Genomic DNA, 15,013 nt, shown 5'->3' with positions numbered 1-15,013 from the left:
GACCTGAACCTCGCCATAGCTATAGATCAGGTTCAGATTCAGGAAGACCATGCAAAAGACCATTCTTATCACCGGCTGCTCCTCGGGCATTGGACTAGATGCGGCGCACGGCATGCGCGCCCGAGGTTGGCGGGTGTTTGCCTCCTGCCGTCAGCAGCGAGATTGCGACCGGCTGCGGGCTCAAGGGTTTGAAAGCCCGCATATTGATTACACCGACGCCGACAGCATCACCGCGGGGCTGGCTTCGGTGTTTGAGGCGACGGGTGGCACGCTGGATGCGTTGTTCAACAATGGCGCGCATGGCCTGCCCGGTGCGGTCGAGGATTTGCCGACGGATGGCTTGCGCGCAATTTTCGAGGCCAATTTCTTTGGCTGGCACGAGCTGACCCGGCAGGTGATTCCAGCCATGCGGGCGCAAGGACATGGGCGAATCGTTCAGAACTCGTCCGTGCTGGGCCTGGTTGCCTATCCCTGGCGCGGCGCCTATGTGGCCACAAAATACGCGGTCGAAGGTCTGACGGACACGCTGCGCCTGGAACTGGCAGATACCGAGATCAAGGTTATCCTGATCGAGCCCGGCCCGATCACCTCGAAAATCCGCGAAAACTCGATCCCCTTCTTTGAAAAATTCATCAACTGGCAGAACTCGCCCCTGCGAGAGCGGTACGAATCTTCGTTGTTGAAAAGACTGTACGAATCCTCGGGGCCGGATCGGTTCGAACTACCCGCGTCGGCGGTAACCGACAAGCTGGCCCATGCGGTCGAATCAAAACGGCCACGCGCGCGATACTATGTGACGACGCCGACTTACATCGCCGGATACCTGCGCCGCTTTCTGCCGACCCGCACGATTGATCGCATTCTGTCGGACGTCTGAGGCAATATTACCCGTTCGCTTTTCACACCTACGGGGCTAGATGATAGCCCAAGGAAACAAAAAACGCGGACGGTGTACCCATGGACCTAATGATGGTCGTTTTGCTGTTGGCCATGGCGGCTGTTGTCGTCGTGCTGGCGATTGGCATCTCAAACTTTGGCAAAAGCGGTAAAGAGGCCGCGATGAAAAGCAACAAGATGATGCGCCTGCGCATCCTGTTTCAGTTCATTGCCGTAGTGCTGATCGTGCTTTACGTCTGGTTGCGTGGACAAGGAGCCCAATAGATGGTCGTTCTCAACAAGATTTACACTCGCACTGGCGATGACGGCAAAACCGCTCTGGGTAATGGTGAGCGCGTTGCAAAGTATTCCGGCCGTGTTGCTGCCTATGGCACTGTTGACGAGTTGAACGCATTTGTTGGCGTGGCCCGCACCGAAGCCGAGGGCGATGTCGAAGCCGCCCTGTCCCGTATCCAGAACGATTTGTTCGACTTGGGCGCCGATTTCTGCCGTCCCGACATGGAAAAGGATGCCGAGGCCGACTATCCCCCGCTGCGCGTCGTGCCAGCCCAGATCGACCGGTTGGAAGCGGAAATCGACGCCATGAACGAAGCATTGGAGCCGCTGCGCAGCTTCATTCTGCCGGGTGGTTCGCGTCTGGCGGCACATCTTCACGTGTGCCGCACTGTTTCACGCCGGGCCGAACGGCTGGCGGTAGAGCTGACCAATATGGAACCGGTGAACACGGTTGCGGTGAAATACCTCAACCGTCTCAGCGACTGGTTCTTCGTCGCCGCACGTTGCGCCAATGAAAACGGCACGCGCGATGTGCTTTGGGTTCCGGGGGCGAACCGCTAAGTCGCGGACCATAACGTCAAAAAGCACGAAACGCGACGTCCCAAACCCATGACGTGACGATTTTGCTCTGTTGCAGGGCGAATTCAGACGTTATTCAGTCGTCCGAGAGCATTGGTGGAGTCGCAACGCGGCTTACCGTTTTTTGTGAGGAGCAAGCGCTAAAATGAAGGTACTCGTGCCTGTCAAACGCGTGATTGACTACAATGTGAAGGTTCGCGTGAAAGCGGACGGTAGCGGAGTTGATCTCGCCAATGTCAAAATGTCGATGAACCCGTTCGACGAGATTGCGGTGGAAGAGGCGATCCGCCTGAAAGAAGCCGGCAAGGCGGAAGAGGTTGTAGCCGTTTCGATTGGCGTCAAGCAGGCGCAAGAAACCCTGCGGACCGCGCTGGCCATGGGCGCCGACCGCGCCATTCTGGTTGTGGCCGCCGATGACGTGCATCAAGACATCGAGCCGCTGGCCGTCGCCAAGATCCTGGCCAAGGTGGTCGAAGAAGAGCAGCCGGGCATCGTGCTGTGCGGCAAGCAGGCGATCGATAATGACATGAACGCCACCGGCCAGATGCTGTCGGCCCTGCTGGGTTGGTCGCAAGGCACCTTCGCGTCCGAGCTGGACATCGAAGGCGACGCCGCCAAGATCACCCGCGAGGTGGACGGCGGCCTGCAGACCATCAGCGTCAAGATGCCGACCATCGTGACCGTTGATCTGCGCCTGAACGAGCCGCGCTATGCGTCGCTGCCCAACATCATGAAGGCGAAGAAGAAGCCGCTGGAGGAGAAGACCGCTGCCGATTACGGCGTAGACGTTTCCCCGCGCCTTGAGATCGTCAAGACCGAAGAGCCGCCGGCGCGTGCTGCGGGCATCATTGTTGGCTCGGTTGATGAGCTGGTTACGAAACTCAAAGATGCGGGGGCTGTGTAATGGCTGTTCTTCTTCTTGCCGAGGTTAACAATGGCGAGCTGGCGCTGGACGCCACCGCCAAGGCCGTCAATGCCGCCAAGGCTCTGGGCGACATTACCGTTCTGGCCGCTGGCGGTTCCGCCGCTGCTGCTGGAGAAGCCGCTGCCAAGATCGACGGTGTGTCCAAGGTTCTGGTTGCCGAAGACGACTCGCTGGGCCACCGCCTGGCGGAATCGACCGCCGCACTGATCGTGTCGCTGGCCGACGGGTATGAGCACATCGTTGCCCCTGCCACCACCGACGCCAAGAACGTGATGCCGCGCGTTGCCGCGCTGCTGGACGTGATGGTGATCTCGGACGCGTCGGGTGTGGTCGACGGCTCGACCTTCGAGCGCCCGATCTATGCGGGCAACGCCATCCAGACTGTGAAATCGAACGACGCCAAAAAGGTTGTCACTCTGCGGACCGCCAGCTTTGACGCGGCGGGCGAAGGCGGATCGGCCGCGGTCGAGACCGTTTCGGTTCCGGGCTCCGAAGGCCTGTCGTCCTGGGTCGAGGACAAGGTCGCCGAAAGCGACCGGCCGGAACTGACTTCGGCTGGGGTCGTTGTCTCGGGCGGACGTGGTGTCGGCTCGGAAGACGATTTCAAACTGATCGAAGGTCTGGCCGACAAGTTGGGCGCGGCGGTTGGTGCCTCGCGCGCGGCGGTCGATTCGGGCTATGCGCCGAACGACTGGCAGATTGGGCAGACCGGTAAGGTTGTTGCCCCGGACCTGTATGTCGCCGTCGGTATCTCGGGTGCGATCCAGCACCTGGCTGGCATGAAGGACAGCAAGGTCATCGTCGCGATCAACAAGGACGAAGAAGCACCGATCTTCCAGGTCGCAGACTTCGGACTGGTTGCCGACCTGTTCCAGGCCGTGCCGGAACTGACCGAAAAGCTTGGCTGATAGCAGGAAAAGATTTTTCGCCGAAAAATCTAGCAAGGCCCGCCACCTAGCGGGCCTTTTTCATTGCAGGTTCCGAATGGGTCCGACCAATGCCTCCGCGATTGACCGATGTGCCGCCGGGCCAATCATGTGCTCGGCCATCGGCTGTTGTAATGTACCGAACAACATATCCTCAAGCTCATCAGATTGCCCGGACACATAAGCCGTGGCTTCGACATAATCGGCGCAGAAAGGGCGCACGGCCTTTAGCATTTCAAGTGTGACCGTGATTGGTGCCCTCTCTTCCTGACGTTCATCATTTTTTTGCGGCAGCACCTTCAGCGCCAGCAGCAGGACCGGTACCTTCAACCTTTGCAGCAGGTCGCTGATTTGCCGGACCCAGTTACGTCGCAACTCTTCTGCCACAACCTCAAAGCGGGCATCCTGACAGTCTTGCAAACGCCGCATCAAGTGGCCCACAAAATGGACATCGGTAAAGTCAACCTCGGGGTAGAAGTCGATCAGATCCTGAGTTGGTGCCAAAACCCGGTCGTTGCGCCGGGGATGGACACGGTAAAAGTGGTTTGACTGGCTCAGAACCCCGGGCGCCTGTAACACACACAGTTCGGCCCCATTCAACAGCGTGAACAGGCCTGCATCGCCGCACAGCGCCTCGACCCCGCAAAACAGGCTGCCCAAATTCAGGCAGCGCCGGTCCAGCCTGTCCTCTAGAATCGCTGCATAAGGACGGTCAACAAATCGCCCATAGGTCTCATCCCCGCCGACACAGGCCATATAGGCCGTGTCCAAAGACCTCTCTGGTCCCCGAAACCAAAGACGTGATTGACCGTACTGGCATACGGCATGCCCGGCACCTGCCGAGCCTGTTTGATGATAGCTCATAACACTCACCCATTTTTCACCCGGTTGCTATCTTGCAGCCGCATGTCTTGAGAAATTCCTAATGCGCGCAAATTAGACAAATTCGATGGGTCCGATCCCCTTGCCGCCCCTACCGATCTGCCGGTACTGTCCCTTCAATCCCGAGATACAGAGGCATCAGAACATGGACGTAAAATCAGTCGGAGTGATTGGCGCAGGCCAGATGGGCAATGGTATCGCCCACGTCCTGGCCCTTGCGGAATATGACGTTCTGCTGAATGACGTGAACCAGGATGCACTGGAAGCTGCCGTCGCCGCAATCGAAGGCAACATGGCACGTCAGGCCTCGCGCGGGAAAATTACCGATGAGGCGATGCAAGCCGCCCTTAAACGCGTAAAGACGACACTGGAATTGCCGGAACTGGGGCAAACGGACCTGGTGATCGAGGCCGCCACCGAGCGAGAATCAATAAAGCAGGCGATCTTCGAGGATTTGCAGCCGCACCTGCAGCCGCACACGATTCTGACGTCGAACACGTCGTCAATTTCGATCACCCGCCTGGCCAGTCGTACGGACCGGCCCGAACGGTTTATGGGGTTTCACTTTATGAACCCGGTGCCAGTAATGCAGCTGGTCGAATTGATCCGCGGGATCGCCACGGACGAAGAAACCTTCAACACTTGCAAATCCGTGGTGGATCGTCTGGGTAAAACCGCCGCCAGCGCCGAGGATTTCCCCGCCTTCATCGTGAACCGCATTCTGATGCCGATGATCAACGAGGCGGTCTATACTTTGTACGAAGGCGTGGGCAATGTGCAATCCATCGACCAGTCCATGAAATTGGGCGCCAATCACCCGATGGGGCCGTTGGAATTGGCCGATTTCATTGGTTTGGACACCTGTTTGGCTATCATGAACGTGCTGCACGAAGGATTAGCCGACACAAAATACCGCCCCTGCCCGTTGCTGACCAAATATGTCGAAGCCGGATGGCTGGGCCGAAAAACCGAACGTGGGTTTTATGACTATCGGGGCGAGGTTCCGATTCCGACCCGCTAAGGCAGAGGGGGCCAGCCCCCTCACCACCGAGGTATTTTGGCCCGATGAAGAAACGGATCAGTTTTTTAGCGTTTCGGCCAGCGACATCGTGTGTTTTCTGAGCCAAGCCATGAAGCCACGCGGGTCGCGTTCCAGCAATTGCATGTCCTCGTCCGAGATCGGATCGCCGATAACCGGTGATTGCGGTTTGTTGCACGACCGCACGATCTCATGCAGCAGAAGGCCTTGTCGCAGGATCGGGGACAGCTTGTTGGCAATCTGATAAGCGCGAGAGTTTCTGCCCGGAAAGAAGATCGGAACCACTTTGGCACCGGACCGGCGGATCATCTTGGCGGTGAACACGTTCCACTCCCGCTCTTGCGCCGGGCCGAACCAGTCGTCCGAGGACATCACCACACCTGACGGGAACAAGGCAACGACACCACCTTCTTTCAGGTGGTCCATCGACTTGCTGCGCATTTCCAGCATCTTGGTTTGCGCCTCGGGGTCATGGGGAAATGGCACCGGGATCATGAACGATGTCGCGGCTTCGTCCAGCCCCGTCAGAACAGAACGGGTCAGGATGCGGTAATCGCTGCGCACCTGGCCAATGAGTTCAGCCAAGATCATCCCGTCAACCATACCGTGGGGGTGGTTCGCCACCACAACAACGGGACCCTCTTTAGGTATACGGGCGATTTGTTCCTGAGGGGTGGTCAGGTCGATGCCCATCGTCTTGAGCGCACCACCCCAGAACCGTTGGCCGCGATAATACTCGTTCTTCTTTTCGAACTTGTTGACCATACGCAGAATGGTCAGCTTGCCAGTACACCATTCGATGGCGCGAATGGCCGTCGACGTCCAGACGTCATCAAACGAATTCGCATAGGTCAGGGTTCTACGATCGTAGATCTCACCCTGATCTGTGGTCCCATCCACCACTGGGCCGGTCTTCGTCTCGTGCGTTGTTTCCGCCAATTCCAGGTCTTCCCGTTCTTCGTTGCGCGGCGGATGAAATCAGAAACCTTCCCCGAACTTGTCGTTCACCAGGGTTTCCAAGGCATCAGCCAACGCCTCAGCATCCGGTCCGGACGTCTCGACGTCAATAGTCGTTCCGCGCGAGGCTGCCAACATCAAAAGGCCCATTATACTATCGCCGGATGCAGAAAATCCGTCTTTGGATACTTCGGCCTGTGCGTCAAAGCCCTCGACCACCTCAACCAACTTGGCCGAGGCGCGGGCATGCAAACCTTTTTCATTAATGATTTTCAGGCTTCGATTGGTCATTCTTAATCTGTCCGGTCTTCTTCTAATGTAATGTTTTGCGCATTGATATATTTGCGTCCAGCCTCCATCGCCTGCCGTACTGAATCTGCTATGGGCAGGTGGCGGGTTTTGGCCAGTTTGATCAACATAGGCAGATTTGCACCGTAAAGGATACGGCGATCCTGTGGCGCGCAGGCCCGCAAGCTCAGGTTCGACGGGCTGCCCCCGAACAGATCAGTTACAACAACAACCCCATCCCCGACATCGACGCTGTCAGCAGCCGCACAGATTTCAGCCTGTTTTGCGGCACGGTCGTGGTCAGCCTCGATCGAAATCGCGACTAGGCCGGGCTGCTTTCCGACCACATGTTGCATGGCGGCCAGATACTCTTTGGCCAACCCACCATGTGCTACGAGTACGATCCCGATCAATCCGGCCTCACATTCAACGATCGACGTTCTATTTCGCGGTGCCTAATTGCCACTTGCTGCCCCTCCTCTGCAAGGGCCTTTGCAACCGCTTCGGCCATGGCCACCGATCTGTGTTGCCCTCCGGTACACCCAAAGGCCACGGACAGGTGTGCTTTGCCTTCGGCACGGAAGGTCGGCAACAAGAGTTTTAGCAGATCCACCACCCGGTCGAAAAAAGGTGCGTAGTTCGTGTCCGATTGTACATAGCGCGCGACATCGGGGTTTCGACCATCTTTCGCCCGCAAGTCAGGGCGCCAGTACGGATTGTCCAGAAACCGACAGTCAAACACCATATCCAACCCGCGCGGCAAACCGCGCTTGTACGAGAAAGATTCAATCGAAACAGCCAGATGCCGTCCGCCTTTGGGAGCGAACCAGCGTTCGACCTCTTCGCGCAATTGGTGGACGTTCAGCGGGCTGGAGTCGATCAATGTGTCGGCGATTTCGCGGATCGGAGCCAACAGTTCCTTTTCCTGCCGCACACCGGTTTCCGGGCTGGCATCTGTGGCCACAGGGTGCCTACGCCGGGTTTCCGAGAAACGCCGCAGCAATACCTCGTCGCTGCAATCCAGATAGAGGGTAGTCAAGTCTACCTGCTCCATCCGCCGCAGCCGGACCGCCAGCTCAATAAACCCGATGGTCGAGAAATCGCGGTTGCGTGCGTCGATGCCCAGCGCCATAGGACGATCGCTTTGCGGACCGTCCAGCAGGCGCATCAAAAGACCCATCGGCAGGTTATCGATGGCTTCAAAACCCAGATCTTCAAGAACGCGAATCGCCGTCGAGCGCCCGGCGCCCGAGGGGCCGGTTACCAGAACGATGCGCCGTTGCGAAGTCATGTGCTGGGCCATTCCGGGTCCACGCGTCCCATTTTCAAAAGTTGCATGAGTGCTGCCGCCAAATTGGGGACGCCTGCCGCCCGTAGCAAGGGAACGGATTTCTTTAGAACTAGGGTCTTATCGGGATCGGGCAAGCGGGCGGGTTCGTTTTGATCAAGATCCACCACATAGCGGATCGGCGTTGTCCCCGCCGTGTGCGCCCGAAGCAAACCAATGCCCCGTGCCTCGATCAATCCACGTAGGTTTGGAGCAGTATCAGCCATAGCCGTATCGCCCACCATCGACAGGGCAACTCGGTCGTCAGCCACCAAAGTTGCGCCATGCGCCATCATCTGCAAGGCCAGCGCCGATTTGCCCGAACCCGACTGTCCCAGAATCAATGCGCCTTGCCCGTCGACGGCGACACATGTCGCATGGAGGATGGCCTTGTCTTGATGTTGGATGTCCAAGAGGGTCTTGCCGCTCATGCGCTTATACAGGCAGCCCCACGACAAAGCGCGCGCCTTGTGGGTCTGATGTAACATCTGCCTCGGTTGGGCGGATGTTCTCGGCCCAAATCACGCCGCCATGGGCCTCGACAATCTGTTTCGAGATCGCCAGTCCAAGGCCCGAGTTATTGCCGAAATGCTCGTCGGGACGCTGTGAATAGAACCGTTTGAAGATTTTGGTCAGCGCCTGTTCCGGGATGCCCGGGCCGGTATCCTCGACCACGATCAATACCCGGTTTTCGCGACGCCGCACCCAGACGCGAATGGCATCGCTGTCTTCGCAGAAAGAAATCGCATTGGTGATCAGATTGACGAATACCTGCGCCAGCCGCGCTTCGAGCCCGTTCACGATAATCGGCTGAGACGGCAGGTCAGTGATATAGTCGATGCCTTTGGTACGGGCCTCTTCGCCCAGATATTGACCGATATTGCCCAGCAATTTCAGCAGATCAAAGGGTTGTTCCTCTTCTTTGACCAGTTCGGCATCCAGACGCGATGCGTTCGAAATATCGCTGACCAGACGATCCAGCCGCCGCACATCATGTTCGATCACGCCCAGCAACTTGTCGCGTTGGTCGTCGCGTTTGACCACGCGCAGAGTTCCCACCGCGGATTGCAGGCTGGCCAACGGGTTCTTGATCTCATGCGCCACATCGGCGGCAAACTGTTCGTTCGCATCGATACGATTATACAGCGCTGTTACCATCCCGCGCAGGGCGCGGCTGAGGCGTCCGATTTCATCCGGCCGCGCACTGAGGTCCGGGATGCGGATACGGCCGGGATTTACTCCGGCACCGCGATCCTTGCCCATCTCGGCCGCAGCGGCCAGATCGGCCAGCGGGTTGGCGATGGTCGAGGCCAAAACAAGGCTGAGACCGATGGACACCAGCAATGCCACAACAAACATCTGCAAAATACGTTCCTGCGCGCGCCGGGCCAGCGCGTCAATCTGTCCAGCAGGACCAGCCATTGCGACGGCGCCCACCGGCTCGCCGCTTTGCAGGATCGGAGCCGCAGCAACGATGACCGTCTGACCAGCGTCATCCTTTACCGCCTCAATCTGCTTCTGCCCCTGAATCGACAATGGAATGATTTCCTGCACGCGCTGCGCCAGCGTTGGTGCTTCGTCGGGGTCGGAACGGGTGAACACCCGGGACAGCCCGGTCCACACAGCGTTCAGTGCGTCACTGATCAGGGTACTTCCGGTCTGCACTTCGGCTTCGGTTTTCAGCAATGCATAGGTCTGCGTTGAGGTCGAAACCCCGCGCGTCCAGCCGATCAGCGTTCCATCCAAGTCATAGACAAAGACCTCGCCGCCGTCAGGCAGGCTAAGCCCCGCCAGCGTATCCTTAACGTCCAACGCCGCCGTATCCTGTGCGGTTCCGGATTGGTTTTGACGCAGCTGGGCTTCGAACACATTGCTGACTAGCTGCGCGTCCCCGATCAGGTTGCGCGCAGTCTGCTGGACCTGCTCTTCGCGAGAATCGTCGAGATACAGCAACCCGGTGACCAGGATCACAAGGGCAATCAGATTGAAGGTAATAATCCGACGCGCAAGGGGCGACCCGCGCAGCGAGAACATGTTGCGACGTCGGCGCGAAGCCCGGAGTTCAGCCGAATCCGGGTCTTGTGGGATGACCCAATCATCCCCCAGAACGACGTCACCGTCGCGCAACTCGTTTGCTTGTTCCGTATCGCGCACGAGACCCGGTTACCCCTTCTCAGTGGCCACACTTATTCTTCGTTGTACCTGTATCCGATACCATACAGCGTTTCGATGGCCGAAAACTCAGGGTCTGCGGTGCGCATTTTCTTGCGCAGGCGCTTGATGTGGCTATCGATGGTCCGGTCGTCGACATAGACTTGGTCATCATATGCAACATCCATCAGCTGATCACGGCTTTTGACAAAGCCCGGTCGCTGCGCCAACGCCTGAAGCAGCAAGAACTCGGTCACCGTCAACGAGACATCCGCACCCTTCCAACTGACCGCATGGCGCAACGGGTCCATCCGCAGTTCGCCACGTTCCATCACCTTGGTTTCGCCGGTATTGGCGTTGGTCGCATCACCCGCCGTCGCCTCTTGCCGACGCAGCAATGCGCGGATGCGCTCGACCAGCAAACGTTGGGAAAAGGGCTTTTTTACATAGTCGTCCGCGCCCATGCGCAGGCCCAAAACCTCATCGATTTCATCATCTTTAGAGGTCAGAAAGATCACCGGCATCTGGGTTTTCTGTCGCAGCCGTTGCAACAGATCCATACCGTCCATACGCGGCATCTTTATATCCAGCACGGCCATATCGGGCAGTTTCTTGTTGAAAGCATCCAGAGCCGCCTGCCCATCATTATAGGTTTCGACTTCGAATCCTTCAGCTTCGAGCGTCATGGACACGGACGTCAGAATGTTTCTGTCGTCGTCCACCAGTGCAATCTTTGACATCGGGTTCACCCCTATTCCTGCTCACCTACGCAATAATACGCTTTTTTGTAAGTCATTGTTGGCGGTTTTGACGCGCCGAATCAATCCGTAACTGCGAATCATGCCATTCTTGCGGCAGCTATGCGGCAAAAATGCCTTGCAGCCCGCAAAATACTGCCCAGATTTCCATCAGGAAATTCTTGGTGGCGCTAAACTTGAGCTTGGTGGCGCTAACTGCGCCAAACCGTCCTGTTCATGCCCTAAACGACCGTGATAAGAGGCGCCTGACCGCCGGGTTTTTCCGGCAAATGCCCCAAGAGCGCATCCAGGCCAATCGCCAATGCGCCGCCACAGGAGAAGACACACATGACATCTGGACGGGTTAACCCGCAATTCCGCCTCGAAGATCAGGGCATCGAGGGATTGGGCAATGTCTATTACAACTTCATGGAACCGGCGCTGATTGAAGAGGCGTTGAAGCGTGGCGAGGGTACACTTGGCAACGGCGGGGCATTTCTGGTCACTACCGGCAAGTTTACCGGTCGCTCACCCAAGGACAAACATGTTGTCAAAACTGAAAGCGTCCTTGACTCTATCTGGTGGGAAAACAACGCCGAGATGAGCCCAAAAGGCTTTGACGCGCTTTATGATGATATGCTGGCTCACATGAAGGGCCGGGATTACTTCGTGCAGGACCTCGTTGGCGGAGCAGACCCAGCCTATTCGATCAACGTTCGGATGGTCACCGAGCTGGCCTGGCACAACCTGTTCATCCGCCACCTGTTGCGCCGTCCAGATCGCGAGGATTTGGATGAATTCATCGCGGATTTCACCATCATCAACTGCCCCAGCTTCCAGGCCGACCCGAAAAAGCACGGCTGCCAGTCTGAGACGGTGATTGCACTGAACTTCGATCGCAAGCTGATCCTGATCGGCGGCACGGAATACGCAGGTGAAAACAAAAAGTCCGTATTCACCCTGTTGAACTACATGCTGCCGGAAAAAGGTGTGATGCCGATGCATTGCTCGGCCAACCACGCGGTTGGCAATCCAGTCGACACCGCTGTTTTCTTTGGCCTGTCCGGCACGGGTAAGACTACCCTGTCGGCCGACCCGTCGCGTACGTTGATCGGTGACGACGAGCATGGCTGGTCGGATCGCGGCACCTTCAACTTTGAAGGCGGCTGCTATGCCAAGACCATCAATCTGAATGCCGAGGCCGAGCCGGAAATCTATGCGACAACCAGCAAATTCGGCACGGTCATCGAAAACATGGTTTTCGACCCCGAAACCAAGGAACTGGATTTCGACGACGACTCGCTGACCGCAAACATGCGCTGCGCTTATCCGCTCGAGTATATCTCGAACGCGTCCAGCAGCGCACTGGGTGGTCACCCTAAGAACATCATCATGCTGACCTGCGATGCGTTCGGCGTTCTGCCTCCGATCGCGCGACTGACCCCGGCACAGGCGATGTACCACTTCCTGTCGGGCTTCACATCCAAAGTGGCCGGAACCGAGCGTGGCGTCACCGAACCCCAGCCAACCTTCTCGACTTGTTTCGGCGCGCCGTTCATGCCGCGCCGTCCGGAAGTTTACGGCAACCTGCTGCGTGAAAAGATCGCTCAGCACGGCGCGACCTGCTGGCTGGTGAATACCGGCTGGACCGGCGGTGCCTACGGCGTTGGCTCGCGGATGCCGATCAGAGCCACCCGTGCGCTGCTGACTGCGGCACTGGACGGTTCGCTGCGTGATGCCGAATTCCGCAAGGACGCAAATTTCGGCTTTGACGTGCCGGTGACCGTACCCGGCGTAGCCGAGGTTCTGCTGGACCCGCGCCGCACTTGGGACGATCAGGCTGCATTCGACAAACAGGCCGAGAAACTGGTGAAGATGTTCGCCGAGAACTTTGAGCAGTACCTGCCGTTCATCGACGACGACATCAAAGCCGTTGCAATCGGGTAATTGGACAAGGGGACGCTGACGCCCCCTTTTTCCTTAGTGGGTATCGCAAAAGAGCTCTCGCTAAAGTTGCATAATACAGACTTCACGTACAAATGCGTTGCCCGGCATGCCTGCCTGAGGTAATTTCGACGCTATTGAAATGAATAAGCCCGGCGCTTACGCACCGGGCGGAAAGTAAAAAGACCTTTGGGTGGCTCGGGCGAACTCTCACATCAGCACGATGAGCAACCTGAAAACGTGACTAGTGTAAGCTAAAGGGGATGAGTGTCAATATGAGACTTACTGATATTGTTTAAGAAATCGGTAAATCGCATTTTGTCGCCGTGCAGCGGCATCGACACGAAGAGCGACAGGTAGAATATGACAGAAATCTCAAAACTGACCGAACTGCGTAAACTAATGCAGAGCATGGAACGGACGCTGGGCCTGGAACAGCTGTCTCCGGTTGAGCGTGACATTTATTACGCCGCCGAAGAGCTGTCCAAATCCGATGACGAAGTGCGCACATTCGGCTTGATTGAACACACGCTGGTTCAAAGCGTCTCGCGCCCGACATTCTTTCGTGCGCTGAAATCGTTGGTACAGAAAGGGTATCTGTCGCAAAGCGGTACCGCCAACCGGGGCCGGTATATCGTTCATGCACCCAAGTAATGCCTTCTTCCTGCGTACAGGTGGCTGATCAACGTGCGCAGGTGGGCTACTGACACGCTCTTTGCCTCATCGGCTTATGTCGCCGCATCGTACCTCACTTTTGAGGTCCTGATGCCGCTTCAGAACGTGTTTTTTCCGGAATACCCCAGTCGGGCCAGTCTTTTGTTTCTTCCGCACGGGGTGCGGGTTCTATCGGCGTGGCTGTTAGGTTGGCGGGCGATATTCGCCTTGTTGCCCGGCGTTTTCCTGGTTTTTGCCGTTCTCGGCGGCAGCGACGTGTTTCTGCCAAGCCGACTGATGGCGATATTCATTGCCGTCACCACCGTTCCTGCGGTGTTCTATCTATTTAAGTGGGCAGGTTGGGATCTGTTTCCCCGAGCGGATCGCAAACCTTGTTGGTTATGCGTCATGGGGGTTGGGATCGTCACCTCTTTCCTTGTCTCGGGGTTGACCAATCTGGCTTTTGGCAGCGCGCGCGTCGAATATGTCGCCTTTCTGATCGGTGATATCTCAGGCCTGTTTTTCCTGATGCTGGGGCTATATTTTGCCTTTCGGCTTGCGGACAGGCGCCACTAACCGATTAGCGCGCGACGAAGCAGATTCACCCCTGCGACCAGCAAAACCAGCAACGTTACCTTTCGAAACAACGCCTGATCGATTCGTGATTGCAACTGCAAGCCCGCCCACATACCAAACAGTGCCGGCAGGACCAAAGCAACCGAGAACGGTGCCGTCTCGACTCGCAAAATGCCCGACGCTATATGCGCCAGCAACAATGCCACTGATCCCAGTCCGTATATCACGCCTTGCACGCGCATCTGCACTGCCTTCGGTGTGTTCAGTGCAGTCAGATAGGCGACGGTTGGCGGCCCCCAGATGCCGGACATCCCTCCGACAAACCCGGCAATCGCGCCTATGCCCACCTCGACACGTGCCGATGGTTTGCTCAGGGTCAACTGCATTCCCAGCACTTGAAACAGCGCGAAAACCGTAACCGGAAGGCCAATCATCAACAGAAACGTGGACGCGGGCACGGCGCTGACAACCTGGGCCCCCAACAGCAGGAACACAAAACCTACCATTAAGAAAGTACGGAACTGCTTGATCGCGGACACGGCGGCGGGCACCCCCTCGCGCAGGGCCTGAAACACGTTGGTTACCAGCGTTGGTAAGATCAACCCGGCGATCGCCAGATCGGGCGGCAAGAACATACTCAGCCCCGACACCAGAACCATCGGCATGGCAAATCCAACCATGCCCTTAACCCACCCCGCAACAAAAGCGAGGGCGGCGGCCAGCATCAAGTCATGCGGACTGAGTAAGGAAAACAATGTCATGCGCCCGTGATAACACTCTTGGCGCGCGCTGCATCGCAAAATCGACAAAGCAATTTTCGAACTTTTTCACTGCTTAATTCGTATTTTTGTTGCG

General features: G+C 57.4%; 18 protein-coding genes. 9 read left to right on the top strand and 9 right to left on the bottom strand.

All coding sequences use genetic code 11. From position 1 onward, the window contains the following. The first annotated feature begins 49 nt into the window (after positions 1–49). The 5 genes from ACR0AJ_RS14160 to ACR0AJ_RS14140 all read left to right on the top strand — a co-directional run bounded on the left by ACR0AJ_RS14160 (position 50) and on the right by ACR0AJ_RS14140 (position 3,585). Entirely contained in the window at positions 50–877 is an 828-nt protein-coding gene (locus ACR0AJ_RS14160; protein ID WP_480741140.1) for an SDR family NAD(P)-dependent oxidoreductase, read from the top strand. Positions 878–957: 80 nt separating this feature from the next. Next, positions 958–1,161 (top strand): twin transmembrane helix small protein, encoded by a 204-nt coding sequence (locus tag ACR0AJ_RS14155; protein ID WP_170350405.1) that lies wholly within the window; start codon positions 958–960, stop codon positions 1,159–1,161. Continuing rightward, positions 1,162–1,734, top strand: a complete 573-nt coding sequence (locus tag ACR0AJ_RS14150) for a cob(I)yrinic acid a,c-diamide adenosyltransferase (RefSeq protein WP_170350403.1) — start codon at positions 1,162–1,164, stop codon at positions 1,732–1,734. It begins immediately after the preceding gene. Positions 1,735–1,897: 163 nt separating this feature from the next. Beyond that, positions 1,898–2,656, top strand: coding sequence for an electron transfer flavoprotein subunit beta/FixA family protein (locus tag ACR0AJ_RS14145; protein ID WP_170350401.1), 759 nt, complete (start codon positions 1,898–1,900; stop codon positions 2,654–2,656). Beyond that, positions 2,656–3,585 carry an electron transfer flavoprotein subunit alpha/FixB family protein gene (locus ACR0AJ_RS14140; RefSeq protein WP_170350399.1) on the top strand — a complete coding sequence of 310 codons (930 nt, stop codon included), beginning with the start codon at positions 2,656–2,658 and terminating at the stop codon, positions 3,583–3,585. The genes ACR0AJ_RS14145 and ACR0AJ_RS14140 overlap by 1 nt, the downstream gene beginning before the upstream one ends. A 60-nt stretch (positions 3,586–3,645) precedes the next feature. Here ACR0AJ_RS14140 and ACR0AJ_RS14135 read toward each other — a convergent pair whose 3' ends face one another. Then, the gene (locus ACR0AJ_RS14135; RefSeq protein ID WP_480741138.1) at positions 3,646–4,467 is read right to left on the bottom strand and encodes a DUF6473 family protein; all 822 of its coding nucleotides are present in this window, start codon (positions 4,465–4,467) and stop codon (positions 3,646–3,648) included. A 163-nt stretch (positions 4,468–4,630) separates the two neighbouring features. Here ACR0AJ_RS14135 and ACR0AJ_RS14130 point away from each other — a divergent pair, with 163 nt between their 5' ends. Beyond that, positions 4,631–5,506 (top strand): 3-hydroxybutyryl-CoA dehydrogenase, encoded by an 876-nt coding sequence (locus ACR0AJ_RS14130; protein WP_170377533.1) that lies wholly within the window; start codon positions 4,631–4,633, stop codon positions 5,504–5,506. A gap of 57 nt (positions 5,507–5,563) precedes the next feature. Here ACR0AJ_RS14130 and ACR0AJ_RS14125 read toward each other — a convergent pair whose 3' ends face one another. The 7 genes from ACR0AJ_RS14125 to ACR0AJ_RS14095 are packed head-to-tail and all read right to left on the bottom strand — an operon-like array spanning position 5,564 to position 10,987. Beyond that, positions 5,564–6,463, bottom strand: coding sequence for a lysophospholipid acyltransferase family protein (locus tag ACR0AJ_RS14125; protein ID WP_170518092.1), 900 nt, complete (start codon positions 6,461–6,463; stop codon positions 5,564–5,566). A gap of 39 nt (positions 6,464–6,502) precedes the next feature. Next, a complete protein-coding gene (locus ACR0AJ_RS14120; protein ID WP_170328297.1) occupies positions 6,503–6,772 on the bottom strand; it encodes an HPr family phosphocarrier protein in 270 nt (89 codons plus the stop codon). Positions 6,773–6,774: 2 nt separating this feature from the next. After that, positions 6,775–7,182: a PTS sugar transporter subunit IIA gene (locus ACR0AJ_RS14115; RefSeq protein WP_170350392.1), complete on the bottom strand. Its 408-nt coding sequence runs from the start codon at positions 7,180–7,182 to the stop codon at positions 6,775–6,777. Next, positions 7,179–8,072 (bottom strand): RNase adapter RapZ, encoded by an 894-nt coding sequence (gene rapZ, locus ACR0AJ_RS14110; protein ID WP_254428536.1) that lies wholly within the window; start codon positions 8,070–8,072, stop codon positions 7,179–7,181. Before rapZ ends, ACR0AJ_RS14115 begins: the two co-directional genes overlap by 4 nt. Then, a complete protein-coding gene (locus ACR0AJ_RS14105; RefSeq protein ID WP_425081472.1) occupies positions 8,057–8,527 on the bottom strand; it encodes an HPr kinase/phosphorylase in 471 nt (156 codons plus the stop codon). Before ACR0AJ_RS14105 ends, rapZ begins: the two co-directional genes overlap by 16 nt. A gap of 4 nt (positions 8,528–8,531) precedes the next feature. Then, positions 8,532–10,250 carry an ATP-binding protein gene (locus tag ACR0AJ_RS14100; protein ID WP_480741136.1) on the bottom strand — a complete coding sequence of 573 codons (1,719 nt, stop codon included), beginning with the start codon at positions 10,248–10,250 and terminating at the stop codon, positions 8,532–8,534. Positions 10,251–10,282: 32 nt separating this feature from the next. Continuing rightward, the gene (locus tag ACR0AJ_RS14095; RefSeq protein ID WP_170350387.1) at positions 10,283–10,987 is read right to left on the bottom strand and encodes a response regulator transcription factor; all 705 of its coding nucleotides are present in this window, start codon (positions 10,985–10,987) and stop codon (positions 10,283–10,285) included. A gap of 345 nt (positions 10,988–11,332) precedes the next feature. Between ACR0AJ_RS14095 and ACR0AJ_RS14090 the strand changes: the two genes are divergently transcribed. From ACR0AJ_RS14090 to ACR0AJ_RS14080, 3 genes are all read left to right on the top strand, one after another. Further along, the gene (locus tag ACR0AJ_RS14090) at positions 11,333–12,931 is read left to right on the top strand and encodes a phosphoenolpyruvate carboxykinase (protein WP_170350385.1); all 1,599 of its coding nucleotides are present in this window, start codon (positions 11,333–11,335) and stop codon (positions 12,929–12,931) included. Between the two features lie 360 nt (positions 12,932–13,291). Beyond that, on the top strand, positions 13,292–13,582 hold the full coding sequence (locus ACR0AJ_RS14085) for a hypothetical protein (RefSeq protein WP_170350384.1): 291 nt from the start codon (positions 13,292–13,294) through the stop codon (positions 13,580–13,582). A gap of 111 nt (positions 13,583–13,693) precedes the next feature. Beyond that, positions 13,694–14,158 carry a hypothetical protein gene (locus ACR0AJ_RS14080; protein WP_480741134.1) on the top strand — a complete coding sequence of 155 codons (465 nt, stop codon included), beginning with the start codon at positions 13,694–13,696 and terminating at the stop codon, positions 14,156–14,158. Here the strand turns inward: ACR0AJ_RS14080 and ACR0AJ_RS14075 are convergent. Then, the gene (locus ACR0AJ_RS14075) at positions 14,155–14,919 is read right to left on the bottom strand and encodes a sulfite exporter TauE/SafE family protein (RefSeq protein ID WP_170350382.1); all 765 of its coding nucleotides are present in this window, start codon (positions 14,917–14,919) and stop codon (positions 14,155–14,157) included. The genes ACR0AJ_RS14080 and ACR0AJ_RS14075 overlap by 4 nt on opposite strands. Between the last annotated feature and the right edge of the window lie 94 nt (positions 14,920–15,013).

The organism is Ruegeria sp. CJ9, assembly GCF_056536625.1.
Note: the sequence above shows the minus strand (reverse complement) of the source record. Positions and strands in the feature narration are given on the sequence as shown.